The organism is Shewanella sp. ENK2 (genome assembly GCF_043568515.1).
GTDB lineage: Bacteria > Pseudomonadota > Gammaproteobacteria > Enterobacterales > Shewanellaceae > Shewanella > Shewanella japonica.
Genome location: NZ_CP171406.1, coordinates 2,276,753 through 2,294,199, shown reverse-complemented (window position 1 = coordinate 2,294,199; position 17,447 = coordinate 2,276,753). Strand labels below are relative to the sequence as shown.

The following is a 17,447-nucleotide window of genomic DNA, read 5'->3' as shown; positions in this document are numbered from 1 at the left end:
TTCGCTTATTAAACTGTTACTTTCCCTGTTAGCAAGTCTTGCATCAGGCCCTTTTTAATTAATTTATATTTATTTAATGAATCTTGTTCATTATCGATTTTATTTTGCAAAGCACTCGCTCGAATAACGATTTCTTTTTGCTCATTAGAGTTAGGCAACGGTATTTCAAATTCTCTAATTTCTTCTAAATGTAAGTTTGTAACAGTGCCTTGTTTAGCCCTGACTCTAATTTGAGTCCATATGACTTCGGTAGTTAAAACCAGCTCTAAATATTTGTTAAATATCTGACTATGATCTGGCTTAATCAGACAGAGACTAACAAATACCGAAAAATCCCAACTCCAATCTACTATTTTAGGAATTCCAATGGTGCCATTTTTCGAATATAAAATATCGCCATGTTCAGGATTACACCGTTTTATAAGCTGATTATGTTCTTCTTCTGATACGAACTTAATCTTTTCTAAATTAATTTCTTTAGATTGAACATCTGTTACTCGCAAGAATGGCACTCCACTTTCTGTATATGTAGGAGTATGATGAGTACCATCTATGATCTTGGTAGTTAAATTCTCTAACTTTTCAATATTCCAATCTTTCGGAATCCAACCTAACTTTGTTTCCTGATAAAGCTCAGGTGCGTCTTCATAGCTTGGGCGCAATTGACCATAGCTTTTGTTGGTTTCTGGCGTGCCAGACAAATTGATACCACGAGAGAATAAATCAGCCATCATGCCTTGTTTGACGGCAGTATATTTGTCGATCAGGTTTTGAGTCTGGTCAATGAGGTTATCAACTGTAGATAGTATTTCTGCTATCTTCTGCTGTTGCTTTAGCTCTGGAAAATAAAGTGTTAGTTGCAAAAGCTCAGTTCGACTTAGCTCAACTTGATTAGTACTTCCTGTAAAGCAATATCTAGCGATATCATTTTGTATCCATTCCGAGGATAAAAGCTCACTTAAATATTTGGAGTCACTCTCTTCACAAATAGGTCTTACAATTGTAACGTGTGAATCAACAAAAAATGATGATTTACTATTTGGTTTATCCCATAGCCCAACTCGGCCAATAGTCCCATCACCAGTACTATTTATGCAAATATCATTTGTGTTTAATATCGCACTATGCCTAACGAGAGAAGCGTTATCATGGTAGCGGCCAAGATCAATATTAACTTTTCCATTTCGTATACATTTTTGGTTGATCGCTATAACGTCAGTTTCTATATCTGAGTAGTTCGGTCCGATACCTCTTCCTACGAATGAAGAAATGTTTTCGATAGTTACACCTTTCCAATTTTCAGGGTAAGTAACACTACTCATAACCTAACTCCACCAAGAACTTATTTAATAAGTTAGCCTGCTGTTCACGTTCATTCAGAATATCTTTAACCGTAATTGAATACTTGTTATGGAGATTCTCAACAGCCTTGATTAGCTGTGTAACAAGTTGGCGCAGGTAGTGTGCATAGCTATCAACCATCTGCTGTTTAAAGCGTGCTTCGATAAGTGCCTTAGCTTCTTCTGGCGTGATTTTTTCACGCGCAGCTTCAACAAGATCTTCTTTTTTCTTTTCCGCTTCTTTAATGCCTGCTTTTAGCTCTTTTAGCTCTTTTTCAAGTGCGGTGTGTTGCTCTAACTTTGCGTCTATCTCGGTATTTGCTGAAGTTAGCTTCTCAATGCTCGATTCGAGCTGCAATGCGCGTGTAGGGTCTTCTTTTTTGGCAAACTTTAGCTCTTTCTTTAAATCGCGAAGCTGCCCGTTGTTTTCTTTTTTGGCATCTTTAAATGCTTTTACCTGAACTTTTGGTAATACGCCTGATTCAGACTCTTCCTCTGCTTCATCTTCAGTAGACTCATTTACCGCAGCAAACAACGCTTCCAACTCTGTAATTCTGGCAGCGTCTCTTTTCAGGTTTGCTAGTACCTCTGGAAACTGAGATTCAAGAATTTCTTCATCTGGAATTAGCTCAGCATTCCAACCTGAGTTGGCAATAGATTTAAGATCCGCTTCATGTTGTTTAAAATTATTCGCCATTGCACCACGTACTTGATAAATGGAAAGCAAATTTTCAGGTAATAAGGCACCTACAATGCTGTTTAGAGCATCACGCCTTAACGCGAAAACACCTTTAGAGCTTAAGGTTTCATCACCGAGTTTATGGAACTGCGGAACAAAGTGCGCACTCCACCAGTTATCTAACCGTGCATAAAAAGCATCATGCTTAGCAATAAGTTGAGGGTGGTGTTCTATAGTTGTTTTTATGTCGGCTTTGCTTTCAATAGCCGGAGCAAAAGACCAATATTTTGAAGAGAGCGAGTCGCCATCTTTTTGTTTAGGGTGGCCTGAAGTAAATAATGCTTCTTTTAATTTGGCATAATTTTGCCAGTGAGATTCAAGGCTGTTAACTTCATCAGCAGGTACACCACCGTTTAAATGTGCTTTTACATCATGAGGCTCTGGTGCTGGGCTGTTATCAACATAACGTCTAATGTTTAAATTGAATTTTTCTTGCTCAAGCTCACTAACAGGTACTGCTCGTGCGTATTTTTCTACATCGTTATCAATATCTGATGTGAGAGATTCATATACATGAGTGATTTTTTCAATGTCTTCTGGGCGAAGGCTATTTTGGTTTTTACCTTCTTTGTATTCGCGATCCGCATTGATAAATACAACATGTTTACGTTGTGCTGCATTCGCTTTATTAAACACTAATACGCAAGCAGGAATGCCTGTTCCATAGAATAAGCCTTGTGGTAAACCAATAACCGCTTCTAAGATCCCTTCTTCGATAAATTTTTGGCGACATGTTTTTCTTCACCACCACGGAACAACACACCATGTGGCATTACCACTGCCATCTTGCCGTCTTGCTTAAGTGAAGCCAACATGTGTTGAACAAACATAAAATCAGCTTTTTTACCGCCTTCAGGAAGCCATGTATGGAAGCGGCTTTGGTGTGTCATGCCATCGCGACTGTAACTTTGCGAAAACGGTGGATTCGCGATCACCCTTGAATAAGTGCGGATTTCGCCATTAGCGTCAATATGCTGGGGTTTAGCAAGGGTGTCTTCATTTTGAATATTCGCACCGCCAACACCGTGCAAAATCATATTCATTTTACAAATAGACCATGTAGTACCACTGTCTTCCTGACCGAATAAGTCTATTTTGTTTACGTCACCACCCGTTTCTTCAACGTATTTTTTACTTTGGATGAGCATACCGCCACTTCCAACTGTAGGGTCGTATATTTCCATCCCTTCACCGGGTTGAAGTAGTTCAACCAACAAGCGAACCACTTCAGAAGGCGTGTAGAACTCACCGCCTTTTTTACCAGCGCTGTCGGCAAAGAACTTGATTAAGTATTCGTAAGCCGCGCCTAGTAAATCAGGAAACTCAAAGCATTCATTGGTTAAAGTGAAATCTTTTTGGTCAAAGTGCTGAATAAAATCAACCAGCACCTTATCTTCCATCGGTTTCTTACCAACTTTTTTGTTGAAGTTGATATGCTTTAGTACGTCTTCTAGACCTTTTTTAATATTGGCATCTTCAAGTGCTGCAAGCGCTTTATTTAGCTCATTACCTACATTTTTCTTAACGTGTTTAATGGTTGACCATGATGCTGCTTGTGGCACAAAGTAATCAAACCGAGCGGGTAGTGAAATAATCTTTTCTATTGCAGCTTCTGATTTTCCTTCTTCTTCTAAGCGAGCACGAATAGCGGCTTTATCAGCTTCAAATTGATCAGACATACGTTTTAAGAACAACATACCAAAGATGTATTCTTTATATTCCGAGGCATCCATTTTGCCGCGTAATATGTCACACGCTTTAAAAAGCAGGCTTTCTAATCTTGTTAATGTCAGTTTATGTTTCATGTTTTCAATAATTCTCTTTGATTGAGCTGTGCTGGAATACCACCACTCTTTTAAATTCTTTGTTGCTTATTTAAATTTCAAAAAAGTCTTCATCTAACTTTTTGATATGCAATACATCTTCATCTCGACTACCAATGTTGTAGCGCAGCATGAGTTTGGCTAGCTCTTTGCCATTAATTAAGACGATACGAGTGCCTAGGTTGTTTGCTGTATCTTGCGCTGATGATGTGAAATCTGAGGTTGTGATAAAAATACCTTTTTGCGCACGTTTAAGGTTTAGTGCTCCAAAAAAGTCTCTGATATCGGCAGCACCAACGTTATTGCCTTCGGCATAACGCTTAGCTTGAATATATATTTGATCGACACCTAATGGATCTTGGTCAATAACGCCATCAACACCATTGTCTCCTGATTTACCTAGCGCATGAGCTGCACCTTCACCAGCGCCTCCATAACCCATCGCAATTAGTAGTTCGATGAGTAAGTCTTCAAAAAAGTCGGGGGTTACTTTACGGGTACGTTCTAGGATTTCTTGAGCGAGTGCTCCATTAACTTTTTTATATGCGGATCTCAATATTTCATCTGGTGTTGAAACCTCTTCTTGCTCAGTGCTCCCTGATTCAACTTCGTTACCAGCTTCATCATTGCTTTTTTGTTTAAAAGCGATGAATTCATCAAATTTTTTCAGGTACTCGTTGTTGATATCTACATTTTCGGACAATGCTTCTTTACCACGAGGGGTAATAACAAAGTGTGCTCTGCGAGTCGCTTCTAATAAACCCGCCTTTGTTAAATAAGTACGTGCCCAACCAACTCGGTTATCTAGAATGCTTTGACGACCACTCGGCAAGGTTTCAGACCTTTCATCATCAGTTAAGTCAAATTGATCAGCTAGTTGATTAATAACATCACGTAGCTTTACTTCATTGCCATTTGCATCGTTAGCAATTTGTAAGAATGGACGCATAAATTGTTGGTAATTGGGTATCACACAATATCCTTATTGTTTTATTCTTCATCTAGCCATTTGTTCAATGTTGGGCGACTTACATTAAAGTGATCTGCAACTTCTGCTTTTGTCATTTCAGGGTCACTAAGCATTGCCTTGGCTTTCTTTATATCGGCTGCTGATAATTTTGCTTTTCGACCGCCTTTTCTCCTCCGCGCTCGCGCGGCATCAAGTCCAGCCTTGGTTCTTTCCGAAATAAGCCGTCTTTCAAACTGTGCAATGGAGCCGATCATATGAAAAGCTAACTCACCTATAGCGGTGGTAGTATCGATATTCTCGTTGAGTGAAATAAACTGCACTCCTTGCTGCTTGAAACCATCCAATAGTTCTATGAGATCTTTTAAACTTCTACCTAAGCGATCTAGTCGCTGAACGATGACAATATCACCTTCTCTCAATGCATCTATCATACGCTCAAGTTCAGGACGGTTCTTTGATTTACCACTATAACTTTCGCGATAAACTCTTTCACAACCTGCCTCTGCTAATGCATCTAGCTGTGAATCTTGAGATTGATCGTCAGTACTTACCCGTGCATAACCTATCTTCATAAAATAAAGGTACCTTTTATTTACGTAGAAAACTTTACGAGTTTATTTACACTAATGCAAGTTGTTTTATGTTTAATTTGGTAATTGATTGGTGCGTAAAATAAATGGTCGTTTTATTTATACTCTGCCGAGCAATTAACTTTGCAACTCAAAATTAATTGCTCGCCTCCCTGCGACTTTTCAGAGCTATTAGCTTATAAACAAATTAGGTTTACAGCCATGCTTGTAAATCATTGTCATAATGAGGGGTAGCTGCTTTGACTACTTCGGTTTCACCGTAAGTTTTTCTCATATCTTCTGCCAAGTCTAAGCGCTCATCTCTTAGTCGATTATATAATTTGTCTGACTCCCTTCGTTCTCGGTCCGGGATATTGGGTTTTAACCAGTTTTCTCTTTCTTTTAGCATCCTGTTACAAATGCTTTTGTATTCAAAAGACATCTCGGCAAAGGTACGAGGCAATGATATATCAACGCTTTTTTTCGCCTCAATGCCTTTGGTGTCTGTTTCAGAAACTTCACAGTGATATGTGTACCCTGATTGCTTTACGACCTTTATAGTCATTTGGCTAGTTTGGGGATTATCTTCAATAGTGAATATTTTGAGTTCAACACAGAGTGGATCCTCAGTTATGGTTTTGATGCTGTAATCACATGTTGTTTTTGAAGATAACGTCCGGCCAGCTAGTTGGCTGACGTTTCTTCTTAAGTAATAAGTCAATTTTGATTGTATCGTTCTCATTAAATTACCTCTCTAATCTGTTTTACATGAGAACATATCATTCATTATCGTCACAATTAGCTAGCGTAAATATCGAAATAAATGCTTATTTTTCAATATAAGATAATTGGGCTTGGGCAGGTTATATGTCCGATTGTTATCCTTTTAGGTGCTTCCATTGCTCGTATAACTCATCGAATTTACTGCTATTGCATTCGTCAAAAAACTCGTGAGGTTCGCAATAAATCGCTCTTCCTCTTATGACGTGTATTGCTAATGCTAGATACCTAGTATCTAGCGCATATAAATCTGCAATAGGGAATTGGAAATGAATGCTGTTGTGCGCGCTAAGAAGAAGTTGGGCGCAAATACGCCCGCTACTGCCATGATGTGATAATGCAAAATCTACTAAAGATTTACACGCCCATTCATAGTCTTTGACGGTCGTTTCACGTCGGATCGACTTTAGCATCATTGCTTCTATTTTTTCGTCATGTTCTCTCTCTACTAGTAAGTCATTTGACATAGTAATATTCACCTTTTTATTTTAGCTTGAAGTCTAGTTTAAGATCTCAAGGGTCTTGACTTATATAAGTTAGATTTGCTCTATTGAACAAAGTCATTATTTATTAACTAGTTAAGTGGCATATTTTTCTTTTAGGGGGCGAGGAGTGAGTCTATCTTTGCTCTTCAAGTTGCCAAAGAGCACTGATATAAAAAAGTGTCTAGTTATTATTTTCTAAATAACAACAGCTTAATACTGCATTCTGAATAGCACCAAAAATAACGGTAATTTTGTTGTTGATTTAGAGATCTCATTCCTTAATATAAAAAGAGTAGTTAAACATTTAAGCACTCAAGGAGCTTATTAACATAAATCCTTGCTGTAAAAATGTGATGGAACCAGCAGCAAATAGATAAGGTTCTATCATATGAATAAACATGACTTACCCGGCTGTGCCTACTATCAGTTGCACAAATATATCAATGAAGCTCGTGGCCTTGATGCAGAAGATAGCATGGGCTGTGACTTCGAAATATTCTTTCTCAATAGCTCGCACGAGGTTTTTTATCAGGCAGAGATTGTGCATTTCAACGGCGAATATATTTTCACTATCGAACATAACCTCATGTTTTCTGGTGAACAAAGTAAAACTTATGGATTTTATCCGTATGACGAAGTGCGGCAGATCGAACACTCGGTTTGTCGAGGAAAGCAGTTGGAAGAGGATGCAACTGATTAAAACGGCGTATGCATAATGTGTTGAGTTAATGAAAAGCAATAGCAACTATTTATGCTATTGCTTTTTATTTAGTTAATCTCTCCATTATCGCTCTAGTTTTATCGGACTATCTTTCATTGAAAAATAAAGATATTTTTCTGATATTTATTCCACCTATTTTTTTTCATTTTTAATCCATGTTTTCATATTCACGTCGTTAAACAAATGAGGTGAAATATGACAAAACAAAGAACTATGTATAAAGAAAGCGACTTAGCTAAAAAGGTCGAAGCAATGGAGGTGGGTACTTACTACGTGGCACCTAATGTTTACTTGAGTATAACCCCAAGTGGTGCAGTAAATTGGAAAACCCGCTTTCGATTAAATGGTAAAGCGATAGAGCGAGTGCTAGCTCCATTTGGTGAAAACAGCCCGTACGTTATGGACTATAGTCAGGCAGTAATAAAATCTATCGATATTCAAAAGCACCTTCGATTAAAGCAAAACCCGCTAGAGGTTAGCCATTTATTTATCCGAACAATTGACGATTTGGTTAAAGCATTTTTAGATAGTACTACGCATCAGTATACGAAAGAGCAGCAGGTTTACGCTGAAGATATACAGAAAAAACTAGGGGGTGAATTAGTCGTTAAGGTCACAAGTTTCCAACTTGAGGAGATTGTTAAAGAAATCGTTGATAGCGGACGAAACTCGATTGCTGCACTAGTGGTAGGATTTTTTAGAAACATTTTTGATTATGCGAAAACTCATAGTCTGATATTAAAAAACCCAGCGTCACACTTAACAAAAGTTAGTCATGCCGGATTTGTAGAGAAAGCTAGGAAAGTAACTTTGAAAAAGAAAGATATCGAAAACGTATTTCAGGTCTTTCAGCAATATCCTCAGCAGGCATCACTTGTTAACCAATGTGCTATTGCATTATTTATGATATTTGGTTTTAGGAAGTCAGAGCTGTTAAAAGCAAAGTGGGAAGATTTTGATGAATATGAACAAGAGCTAACTGTCCACCCTACTAAAACAGGGTGTGATGAACTGACAGTTGGTATTCCCTGTTCTGTAATGACTATATTCCGATTCTTGAAAGAGAATGCAGACGATTCGCCATACATATTTCCGTCTACTGGTGGCGCAATGTGTGGTCATATGAGTGAAAGCACGTTAAATGCAATGATTAGTAAGTTTTTTAAAACGCATCAGACTAAGAGTGTATGTTTTAATGACCCACTAGGAAATAAGGGAGTGCCCAAGTTTCATGTTCATGATTTAAGACGTACATTTTCTACTCTTGCTGGAGATCTTGAAATACATAAGTGGGTTATTGAGCTTGGCCTTAATCATTCGCCCAAAAAAGGTGAAAAACCATACCACCATTCTAAGCGTCCGACCGAAAGGAAAAGAATGTATCAAGCGTTAGCTGATTTTATTTTACCAAAGACTAATTTATTAAACCTTATCGAACCTACAACAGGTAACGAGCCACCTCCTGCCTCAGCTTTACCAATAGCTGCCTAATTGGTACTGGCGCTAAATGCGCAAAATTAGATATGTAGAGACAAATAAAAATAAAAGTAAACTTCTACATCTCTAATTTGAAATACTATCTCTTTATCTCTCCTCGAATATAAATGTTGCTCAAATCAGACATGCTAAAGTTTGATAGTGAAGCATTAGTCTGGCTAGTTAAAAAACAATTTTTCAATGCAGATTTTAGTACTAAAAGTAATACCCGTTGCTATCATTTAAATTGGGCGCGCATAAAGTTAATAACAGGACTAGATGGTTTAATAATGGATATATCAGAACAAGAAGCTAATAAAATTTTTCAAGATATGCTCAGTGAAGCCCTTGCTTTTGCAGTAGTTACAAAAGATGGTGCAGTAGCCTATTCATATGCAGATAATGGGATGATAAGTCATGATGTATCAGATGCTGCTGAGGTCATTTCTACAATTGCAAACCTAAGCAAGAAGAAGGCTGTCGATAAATAATGATTCAAGTAATAAAAAGGCTGGCATTTCTAGTTTCGTTCGCTAAACTATTGTTGAGTAAGTGAGGTGATTATGTCGCTAAAGTTAGCTAACAGGTGGTTAACGTGGTGATTTCGTGAATATAAAACCTAAACAACTAATTACAAAATTTAAAAATTTTGGCCCCAATATAACCAAAGATCCAAAACGTTGAGTAATGAGTCTCTATTTACGCTCAAACGATAAGCCCAGCGAATACTGGGCTTTTTATATGCTGCAATCTCATTCAAAGCACAGCACAAAAGGAAATGAAACTCGAGCGATTAGCACTCAAGCTTAACCACTAACAGTAAAGTAGTGACTGACTCCCCCACTAAAAAGTGTACTTTGTTACCCTTTTAAAGCACATTAAGGTACATTTTTACTAAAGGTGTACAATGCTACACCCTTTAACAGAAATAACTTTCAGCCACCTCAATAGTGTAGCTTGTTACACCTTTATCTTGATAAATCGTATACAAAACATTAAAGCAACCGTACTACCTTTTATCCAATAGCCAACTTAGCTGTCTCTGTCCATAAATATGCAGGCATTGGATGGTGAAGTTTCCATGTAATATTCATCGGCTGGCTTCCTTCATATTTGACAAAATCCACAGGGCCAAAATTCACAAACCCCATAGTCCTACCATTTTCATCTTTCGACTTTTCGCGTACAAACAATATATAACTAGTGTCGTTCTTTTGCTGCTGGGTATAATCTAATCCTTTGCCAGACTCGGGTCTCGCGCTATTTTGTGTCTGCCAGTGGAATAAGCTCGGGCTAATTGCATAATCATGGTACATAGTCGTTGCTGAAAACTGCTTTTCACATTTATCCAATGTCACAAATAGCAACTCAATATTAGCAGGAGCTATTTTTAACACTCCTTCACGACTCGATGATTTTTTAATAAATGTACTTTCCCCAAAAGCCACAAGAATATGTTCTTTTGGATAACGCACGTGCATTTTCAGCGGGGAGTTATCAATCATTGATTTACCTAACTTAGGCATATCAAACTCACTTGTGGCTAATCGCCCAATAAGAATGCCAAGGACTTCTGATAACTCATTTCTAAGCTCAACATGGTTCAGCGACAATAAGCTCTTAGCTAGGTTGCTAAAACCAGCCTGTTCTCCTGCTTTATCCCAAAAATCGTAATGACACATTAAGGTGAATAGTGAAGCTTGGGTTTGGGCTTTTTCATCACCTGCTAATTCAGGTTGGTCAAATTGATTTTGGCATAACAGCTTTAAAAACTTTAGGTAGGACAATGAAGAACAAATCAACAAACGATTATTAATAGCACGGTAAAAGGCTGAAAAAACAGGTTTATCACTCGAGTTAACTTCCTCGTCCTTACTTTGCTTTATCAGCATCTGCCAGCCACCTACATTACCCCACTTCACCTTATAAATGTCTTCTAAGGATATATTGGGGTTGATATAAAGAAAATTGGTCAGTGTTAATGGCAAATCTGTAACACTAGTAAAATGTCTCACTAGGTTAAGTAATCTATTTCTATTTAATGTGGCTCTACTGATGTTTTGTAGGATCATCGTTTGAGTTTTCTCTTGTAACTCAATTCGACAACCAGCAGGTAAGTGAGGGAACCCTTGTTTAATTTCCTTTGTTATTGATTGATTCGTTTTACCAACCAAGGCACGGAATTTATTTGAAAAGTCATATTCAGGTCTAGAATTCCCAACAAAATCCAGCACAGTGCAACACTCTTTGTCGTTGGTTAATCGTAACCCTCGGCCAAGTTGCTGCAAGAAGATAGTTAAGCTTTCTGTTGGCCGCAAAAACAACAAGGTATCTAACTCTGGTATATCAACACCTTCATTGAATATGTCGACAACAAACAATACATTAATTTGCTTAGACTTTAATCGCTGTTGCATTAACGCCCTGTCATCGCGGTTATCACTGATGAGCACATCACATGCAATATTGCTTAGTGCAAATTGCTGCGCCATAAACCTTGCATGTTCCTTACTTACGCAAAATGCTAAAGCACGCATTTCCGATATGTCAGTAATCACCTCATTGAGATTTAGAATAATACGCTTAACCCGTTGATCATCTTGCGTGTATAACTGGGTTAACTCTGAAATATCATAACGGCCTTTTGACCATGTGACTTTCGATAAATCAGTTTCATCATCAATAGCAAAATATTGAAATGGCGATAAGTGACGTTGGTTAATCGCTTCAGGTAATCGCATTTCAGCTGCAATAACATGGCAGAAATCACACAGTATATCTGTGCCGTCATGACGCACTGGAGTCGCAGTTAAGCCTAACAATATTTTAGGGCTAAAATGTTTCAGTACAGACCGATAACTACTGGCAGCAATATGGTGAACCTCATCGATTACAATATAATCAAAATAATCTTCACTTAACGTCAAAGCCTCTAGGCTATTATTTAAACTTTGAACGGAAGCAAATAAGTGCTGATATTTATTAGGTTTATAGTTTCCGACCCACAGTTCCCCAAATTGGCTGTTTTTTAACACGCCGCGGAATGCACTCTGCGCTTGCTTTAGTATTTCTTCTCTATGAGCAATAAAAAGAAACTTTGCTTCAGGCTGCTTGCTGTAAAAATTTGCGAAATCAAATGCCGAAATAAGTGTTTTTCCGGTACCTGTTGCAGCCACAACAAGGTTACGAAATCGATGGTGAATATTCCGTTCTGCATTTAATTTATCTAGGATAATTTGCTGATGTGAATGAGGTTGTATATCAAAATAAAAACTGGGAGTAGAACTGAAATTTCCTTTAGCATCATCAAGCGCTTTAGTGAGCTTTTCTCGGCTCTCGATTGCTCCATCAAATGGTTCAAAATCAGGTGACTCCCAATAGGTTTCAAATGTGCTTAAAGATTTATTGATAATATGCGGTATTTCTTGAGACGTTATTTTTAAATTCCATTCCAAACCACTAGTAAGTGCTGAATGTGACAGGTTTGAAGAGCCGATATATCCAGTGTGATAGCCAGTATTTCGCATGAATAAATACGATTTAGCATGAAGCCGTTCACGATTGGTGTTGTAACTCAGTTTTACTTCTGTGTGAGGTAGTGATGCTAAAAACTCGACCGCTTTAGCATCTGTAGCTCCCATGTAAGAAGTGGTTATCACTTTGAGCTGCTTTCCGAGACGAGTAAATTCCTCTAACTCTTTTTTAAATATCCGAATGCCAGCCCATTTTATAAATGAAACTAGCCAATAAATTTTGTCCGAAGATTGGATTTCACGTTTTATCTCAGTCTCTAAAGATAAGCCTACATTACTGCCGCAAAATAACTCACTTTGGGTTAAACCCGTCAACGGCATGATTGATTCAACATATTTAGGTAAATCGGCTGCAATCGGGTTAGATTTATCAAATAAGGCAGTTAGTATTTTCCCCTGCGTATCCAACAAGTTATCATCAATGATTAACTCATCACCGATGTGTTCACTGATCCAAAGTACAATAGTATTTGCAAGGTGAATTTGATCTTGAATTCGACTGTCTCCACGAGGAACAGAGTCCATCGCTATTTCGATAATACGGGTCAAAAAGCGTGATAACCAGTGACTAGCCTCACCTTCATCAAGCTTTCTTTCTCCTACATAAAATGTATCCCGATTAAGGTTGTTGTTGACCAACTGAGTAATGAGTTGCTCGTAGATTCCAGCTTGATTCATAGCATGGCCTTAAAACTAAAATTAAGAATTACTAATTAAACAAAAACAATAAGATAACGATTAAACATACTAAACAGTGTTTTACAAATTTAAAGACATTTATGATTCTATAATTTACCAACCATGATCAAACCAGAAATAAATTTACTTTTTTCTTTATCCCCAAAACAAATAAACCCAGCTTTCGCTGGGTTTATTGTTCATTGAGCTAACTCAATACCATTTCAACTTTAACGCCTAAAACATTAATGCTCTGTGGTATTTTTGTATACCTTGCCGTCTTTCATGATGACGCGGAAGTTATCTTCTGGGTTAGTCAGCACATTCAAATCTTCTAGTGGGTTACCATCAATTAAGATTAAGTCTGCATATGCGCCTTCTTGAATCACACCCAATTTGCCAGGGTATGGGTTTCTTGGGCCAGACATTGCTAATAGCTGCGCATTACCTGATGTGGCTTGCCTTAAGATTTCATGATTAGAGAACCACTTAGTACGGTTAGTGAACTCTTCATTTTGTCTTGCCATTAGCGCATGGTCGCCAATTACATCAGTACCAAAAGCGACTTTTTTGTAACCCTTTTTCTTGATCAAGCTAAAGGTGTTATCTAGGCCATCAAATGCCTGCTTAAACTTCTCTTTTGTGCTTCATTCACACCACTTGGGGTGTTGATATACACCAAGGTTTGCACACTTAACCAAGCATCTTTTTTGATCAATAAGTCTAAGTTTTCTTCATCAATAAAGTTGGCATGCTCAATAGACTGAATGCCATTTTCAAGTGCCATGCGAATGCCAGTATTATTGTATACATGGGCAGCTACGTAAGTGTTCCAGTTTTTCGCCGCTTTCACCGCCATTTCAATTTCTTCTGGCAAAAACTGGGTAACATCTAATGGATCCGTTGGAGATGCTGCGCCGCCACCAATTAACATTTTGACTTGTGAAGCACCTTTACGCAGTTGCTCACGTGCTCCGGTTAATACTTCCGGCTGACCGTCTACAATTTCTGTGTGACCACTGCGTACGAATGAATCAGGATCATTTGAATGTAGTTTTGGCAGGCTATTAGGTAAACGGTAATCGCCGTGTCCGCCTGTTTGAGTTAATACCCCACCAGATGGATATATTCTCGGGCCATGGATCATGTCTTGGTCAATGGCTTTTTTAAGTGAGAAGGTATTGCCGCCCATATCACGTGCTGATGTAAAGCCGCGCATTAACATGGCTTCAGACTCTTCCACTTGACCAATGGCAAAGCGATATTCATCTGCAACCATCATTTCGCCAAAGCCTAGTTGCAGCGATAAATGCACATGGGCATCAATAAAGCCCGGTGATAAGGTTCTGCCTTCACCTTTAATGACTTTGCTGTCGCTTAATGGCGCAATGTCTTTACCAATGGTTTTAATTGAGTTGCCTTCGACCAATACATCCATGTTAGGGATCAGGTTCTTACTTTCACCATCAAAAATATTTACATTTTTGATTAACACACTGTCAGCTGCAAAAGCAGGGAGTGACAGCATAGATATAAATAACGTTGTCACAATTTTATTGGCTTTAAACATATTAACCTCTGTTCTTAATCAAATTTACGTTAATTGATTCAATACGCTCTGCATTGATTTTGTATAAGCTGGCCAGCTCTCTTTGACCATCATGATATTTAGCTGTGGCCACTGCCATTTCGGCGTTTAAGTTGCCATCGACCACAATCAACTCGCCTAGTGTGGTGAGCGGAATACCTTGCTCATATTCAACTCTGATAATTTGGTTTGGTGCTGGCATATCTGAATGTGAGCACGAGTCTGCCACTGGCACTAAAAAGAAGCTGGTGACTAACTCTTCAGTAAATTCAATTGGCACCATATAGCCTTGAATATGCCAATGCTTATTCACCACTGCTAAATTCGGCGTTTGGTTATTGCGTTTATTTTGCTCAATAAGTATATGCCTTAATTTATAAAGTGCTTTGGCGTCTATGTCTTGCAGCCTTAATTTATCCTCAATTAAAGCCAGCTTTTGCAGCACATTTTTCTCGGTGTTCTTATCCATTAAGTCATGATAAAACTTGTCATTTAACGCGGCATATTCACGCATTAAGTTGATGTTTTCATATGACATATCTTCAAATGGGTTTGCTACTTCAACCACTGGGGTTATTACTAATGCATTCCAATCAAGGTAATTTGAGGTGCCCTTGGTTGATTCAGCGCTGACGCTTAAACCTAATGTTAGGGTTATTAAAACCACTGTTAGCAATTGCACAACTTTCATATTTAATGACCCTCCAAGGTAGTTTTATTTGCGCTGCTGAGCTTCGTTTAATAAAGCCAACAAGGCGAAATGATTAACAGACAAAGCAAACTTGACTCGCTACTCGCTACTCGCTACTCGCTACTCGCTGCTGATGGGAAGAGATTTTATTGACAAAGATGAATTTCAGCTAATCTTGTTTGAAGGATCAAACCCTACAAACGTAGCAAGGTTTTACACTTTTACTGTGATGGGGTAACTTAGCTGGCGACTAACTAAAACAACAAACTCGTCATTTAACGGAAAGGAATTCCTGTGAATACATCATTAACTCATATTGCTCTAACCACGGTACTCTCTACCTTAGCTCTAATGCCAATCACCTCTCAAGCGACTGAACATGACAAACAGGCTTTGTTACTTGAGTGGATGCAGGGACATTTCGATAGTCAGCAACAATCAATCGACGATAAAGATTTTTATAATATTCACCTTAATATGGTGCAGATTTGGCCTAAAGAAAACTCTACGTGGCTTTATGTAGAGCAAGCTGCAGTAACGCATTTAGATAAGCCATATCGTCAACGCGTGTATGAAGTTACCGCCTTGTCTGATACTAAATTTGCCAGCAAGGTTTATACCTTTGACAATGATAAGCGCTTTGCGGGTGCTTACAAAAATGCGGCGCCGCTTAGCGAGCTCACACCAAGTGACTTAACAGAAAAGGTAGGTTGTACGGTCTTTTTAACTTGGTCTGAGGCAGAGCAGCAATTTGCAGGCTCTACCGATGAGAAAACCTGTTTAAGTCAGCTGCGCGGGGCAACCTATGCCACATCTGAAGTGACCGTAACCAAAGACAGTATTCTTAGTTGGGATCGCGGCTATGACAGCGAGGATAAGCAAGTGTGGGGCGCAGAAAAGGCTGGCTATATATTCTTGAAGCATTAATCCGCTTTATCACTTCTAGTGCAATTGCATGTTAGCGAAGCTGGATTTTTATAAAAACGGTATTATGGCAGCTTCGCTTTCATTTACTTTCTGCATTTTATCGCTATTACCACGGCTAATTTGTCCTTCTTACAGCGAAAGATTTTTCCATTAAAATCACTGGTCAAAGCTGACTTAATCTATGGCTATGTTACAGTGAACCTTATAGCTGAATTCATCACCAAGTTATCGTTATTTAAGAAGGTTTTGTGGAACAAGTTACTATCATCATTGATTTTTTAGCAACCTATAAGCTGTTTATTACTGTACTAATTATCCTACTGCTGTCGATACTTAAACGCTTTGTGGTGTCTAAGATCCGTGGTGATGTGGCTTTTGTGAGTGAAGGTCAACGTAAATGGATATCTCGTACTAAAAACGGCACCTTTATTTTAATCGTCATGGTGTTGTTTTTACTGTGGCAAACCGAGATCAACAAATTTGCCCTGTCGGTCACCGCGATTGCGATTGCTTTTGTGGTAGCTTCAAAAGAAATTATTTTGTGTTTTACCGGCTCGATTCAGCGCGCGAGTTCACGTTCATTCGTGATTGGCGACTGGATTGAGGTGGGGAAATTGTGCGGTGAAGTGATTGAGCACAACTTAATGGCGACGGTGATCCAAGAAATTGATTTACACCACGGCCAATACCATTACACAGGGAAAACGGTGACCTTCCCTAATAGTATGTTCTTTAGTTATGCGGTGAAAAACCTTAACTTTATGAAACGCTATGTGTACCACAGCTTTACGATTACAGTGGTTGAGTTTGTAAACTTGTATCCGCTGTTCCCTGATTTAGTTGAAAAAATTGAAGCTCATTGCGAAGACTTTTTAGAAGTCGCCACCCGCTACAACAATGTGATAGAAAAGCATGCAGGAGTCGATTTGCCAGGGCCAGAGCCTCATATTCATATCCATAGTGGGCCTGCTGGCGAGCAATTAGTGAATATTATGATTTTTTGCCCGACTGAACGTGCGACCCATTTAGAGCAACATATTAGAGAAGACTTTATGATTGCTTTTCATAAAGCATTTCCAAAGTCTGCGGCAAGCGAATAACTCTTACAAACTGAACGAAAAAGCCAC

14 protein-coding genes and 1 pseudogene are annotated in these 17,447 nt (G+C 38.5%); 5 read left to right on the top strand and 10 right to left on the bottom strand.

Annotation, left to right across the window (positions count from 1 at the left end; genetic code table 11):
• Nucleotides 1-8 precede the first annotated feature (8 nt).
• The 6 genes and pseudogenes from ACGEDC_RS10275 to ACGEDC_RS10250 all read right to left on the bottom strand — a co-directional run bounded on the left by ACGEDC_RS10275 (nt 9) and on the right by ACGEDC_RS10250 (nt 6,637).
• Nucleotides 9-1,322, bottom strand: a complete 1,314-nt coding sequence (locus ACGEDC_RS10275; RefSeq protein ID WP_394498056.1) for a restriction endonuclease subunit S — start codon at nt 1,320-1,322, stop codon at nt 9-11.
• Nucleotides 1,315-3,812: pseudogene (locus ACGEDC_RS10270) on the bottom strand (N-6 DNA methylase). Before ACGEDC_RS10270 ends, ACGEDC_RS10275 begins: the two are co-directional and overlap by 8 nt.
• Nucleotides 3,813-3,954: 142 nt before the next feature.
• Nucleotides 3,955-4,875 carry a restriction endonuclease gene (locus tag ACGEDC_RS10265; protein WP_394498054.1) on the bottom strand — a complete coding sequence of 307 codons (921 nt, stop codon included), beginning with the start codon at nt 4,873-4,875 and terminating at the stop codon, nt 3,955-3,957.
• Between the two features lie 17 nt (nt 4,876-4,892).
• A complete protein-coding gene (locus ACGEDC_RS10260) occupies nt 4,893-5,444 on the bottom strand; it encodes a recombinase family protein (RefSeq protein WP_394498052.1) in 552 nt (183 codons plus the stop codon).
• A 211-nt stretch (nt 5,445-5,655) separates the two neighbouring features.
• The gene (locus ACGEDC_RS10255) at nt 5,656-6,183 is read right to left on the bottom strand and encodes a hypothetical protein (RefSeq protein ID WP_394498050.1); all 528 of its coding nucleotides are present in this window, start codon (nt 6,181-6,183) and stop codon (nt 5,656-5,658) included.
• 136 nt (nt 6,184-6,319) lie between these two features.
• Nucleotides 6,320-6,637, bottom strand: a complete 318-nt coding sequence (locus ACGEDC_RS10250) for a DUF7673 family protein (protein WP_394498048.1) — start codon at nt 6,635-6,637, stop codon at nt 6,320-6,322.
• 457 nt (nt 6,638-7,094) lie between these two features.
• Between ACGEDC_RS10250 and ACGEDC_RS10245 the strand changes: the two genes are divergently transcribed.
• The 3 genes from ACGEDC_RS10245 to ACGEDC_RS10235 all read left to right on the top strand — a co-directional run bounded on the left by ACGEDC_RS10245 (nt 7,095) and on the right by ACGEDC_RS10235 (nt 9,394).
• On the top strand, nt 7,095-7,406 hold the full coding sequence (locus tag ACGEDC_RS10245; RefSeq protein WP_394498046.1) for a hypothetical protein: 312 nt from the start codon (nt 7,095-7,097) through the stop codon (nt 7,404-7,406).
• A gap of 216 nt (nt 7,407-7,622) precedes the next feature.
• Nucleotides 7,623-8,918 carry a tyrosine-type recombinase/integrase gene (locus tag ACGEDC_RS10240; RefSeq protein ID WP_394498044.1) on the top strand — a complete coding sequence of 432 codons (1,296 nt, stop codon included), beginning with the start codon at nt 7,623-7,625 and terminating at the stop codon, nt 8,916-8,918.
• Nucleotides 8,919-9,031: 113 nt separating this feature from the next.
• Nucleotides 9,032-9,394 carry a hypothetical protein gene (locus ACGEDC_RS10235; RefSeq protein ID WP_394498042.1) on the top strand — a complete coding sequence of 121 codons (363 nt, stop codon included), beginning with the start codon at nt 9,032-9,034 and terminating at the stop codon, nt 9,392-9,394.
• 525 nt (nt 9,395-9,919) lie between these two features.
• On the opposite strand, the gene ACGEDC_RS10230 is transcribed toward ACGEDC_RS10235, so the two are convergent.
• The 4 genes from ACGEDC_RS10230 to ACGEDC_RS10215 form a co-directional block, all read right to left on the bottom strand.
• Nucleotides 9,920-13,114 (bottom strand): DUF3427 domain-containing protein, encoded by a 3,195-nt coding sequence (locus ACGEDC_RS10230; protein WP_394498040.1) that lies wholly within the window; start codon nt 13,112-13,114, stop codon nt 9,920-9,922.
• A 245-nt stretch (nt 13,115-13,359) separates the two neighbouring features.
• Nucleotides 13,360-13,707 carry an amidohydrolase family protein gene (locus ACGEDC_RS10225; RefSeq protein WP_394498038.1) on the bottom strand — a complete coding sequence of 116 codons (348 nt, stop codon included), beginning with the start codon at nt 13,705-13,707 and terminating at the stop codon, nt 13,360-13,362.
• 14 nt (nt 13,708-13,721) lie between these two features.
• Nucleotides 13,722-14,684, bottom strand: a complete 963-nt coding sequence (locus tag ACGEDC_RS10220; RefSeq protein ID WP_394498036.1) for an amidohydrolase family protein — start codon at nt 14,682-14,684, stop codon at nt 13,722-13,724.
• Nucleotide 14,685: 1 nt separating this feature from the next.
• A complete protein-coding gene (locus ACGEDC_RS10215; RefSeq protein WP_394498034.1) occupies nt 14,686-15,393 on the bottom strand; it encodes a DUF3299 domain-containing protein in 708 nt (235 codons plus the stop codon).
• Between the two features lie 294 nt (nt 15,394-15,687).
• Here ACGEDC_RS10215 and ACGEDC_RS10210 point away from each other — a divergent pair, with 294 nt between their 5' ends.
• Both ACGEDC_RS10210 and ACGEDC_RS10205 read left to right on the top strand, forming a co-directional pair.
• Nucleotides 15,688-16,320 carry a chromophore lyase CpcT/CpeT gene (locus ACGEDC_RS10210; protein ID WP_394498032.1) on the top strand — a complete coding sequence of 211 codons (633 nt, stop codon included), beginning with the start codon at nt 15,688-15,690 and terminating at the stop codon, nt 16,318-16,320.
• A 248-nt stretch (nt 16,321-16,568) separates the two neighbouring features.
• Nucleotides 16,569-17,420 carry a mechanosensitive ion channel family protein gene (locus ACGEDC_RS10205; RefSeq protein WP_394498030.1) on the top strand — a complete coding sequence of 284 codons (852 nt, stop codon included), beginning with the start codon at nt 16,569-16,571 and terminating at the stop codon, nt 17,418-17,420.
• Nucleotides 17,421-17,447: the final 27 nt, after the last annotated feature.

Bases quoted from the DNA above. Each gene is read 5' to 3' on its own strand.
- ACGEDC_RS10275 (WP_394498056.1), bottom strand. From the start codon at position 1,322: ATGAGTAGTGTTACTTACCCTGAAAATTGGAAAGGTGTAACTATCGAA.
- ACGEDC_RS10220 (WP_394498036.1), bottom strand. From the start codon at position 14,684: ATGTTTAAAGCCAATAAAATTGTGACAACGTTATTTATATCTATGCTG.
- ACGEDC_RS10240 (WP_394498044.1), top strand. From the start codon at position 7,623: ATGACAAAACAAAGAACTATGTATAAAGAAAGCGACTTAGCTAAAAAG.
- ACGEDC_RS10215 (WP_394498034.1), bottom strand. From the start codon at position 15,393: ATGAAAGTTGTGCAATTGCTAACAGTGGTTTTAATAACCCTAACATTA.
- ACGEDC_RS10255 (WP_394498050.1), bottom strand. From the start codon at position 6,183: ATGAGAACGATACAATCAAAATTGACTTATTACTTAAGAAGAAACGTC.
- ACGEDC_RS10230 (WP_394498040.1), bottom strand. From the start codon at position 13,114: ATGAATCAAGCTGGAATCTACGAGCAACTCATTACTCAGTTGGTCAAC.
- ACGEDC_RS10260 (WP_394498052.1), bottom strand. From the start codon at position 5,444: ATGAAGATAGGTTATGCACGGGTAAGTACTGACGATCAATCTCAAGAT.
- ACGEDC_RS10235 (WP_394498042.1), top strand. From the start codon at position 9,032: ATGTTGCTCAAATCAGACATGCTAAAGTTTGATAGTGAAGCATTAGTC.
- ACGEDC_RS10245 (WP_394498046.1), top strand. From the start codon at position 7,095: ATGAATAAACATGACTTACCCGGCTGTGCCTACTATCAGTTGCACAAA.
- ACGEDC_RS10250 (WP_394498048.1), bottom strand. From the start codon at position 6,637: ATGATGCTAAAGTCGATCCGACGTGAAACGACCGTCAAAGACTATGAA.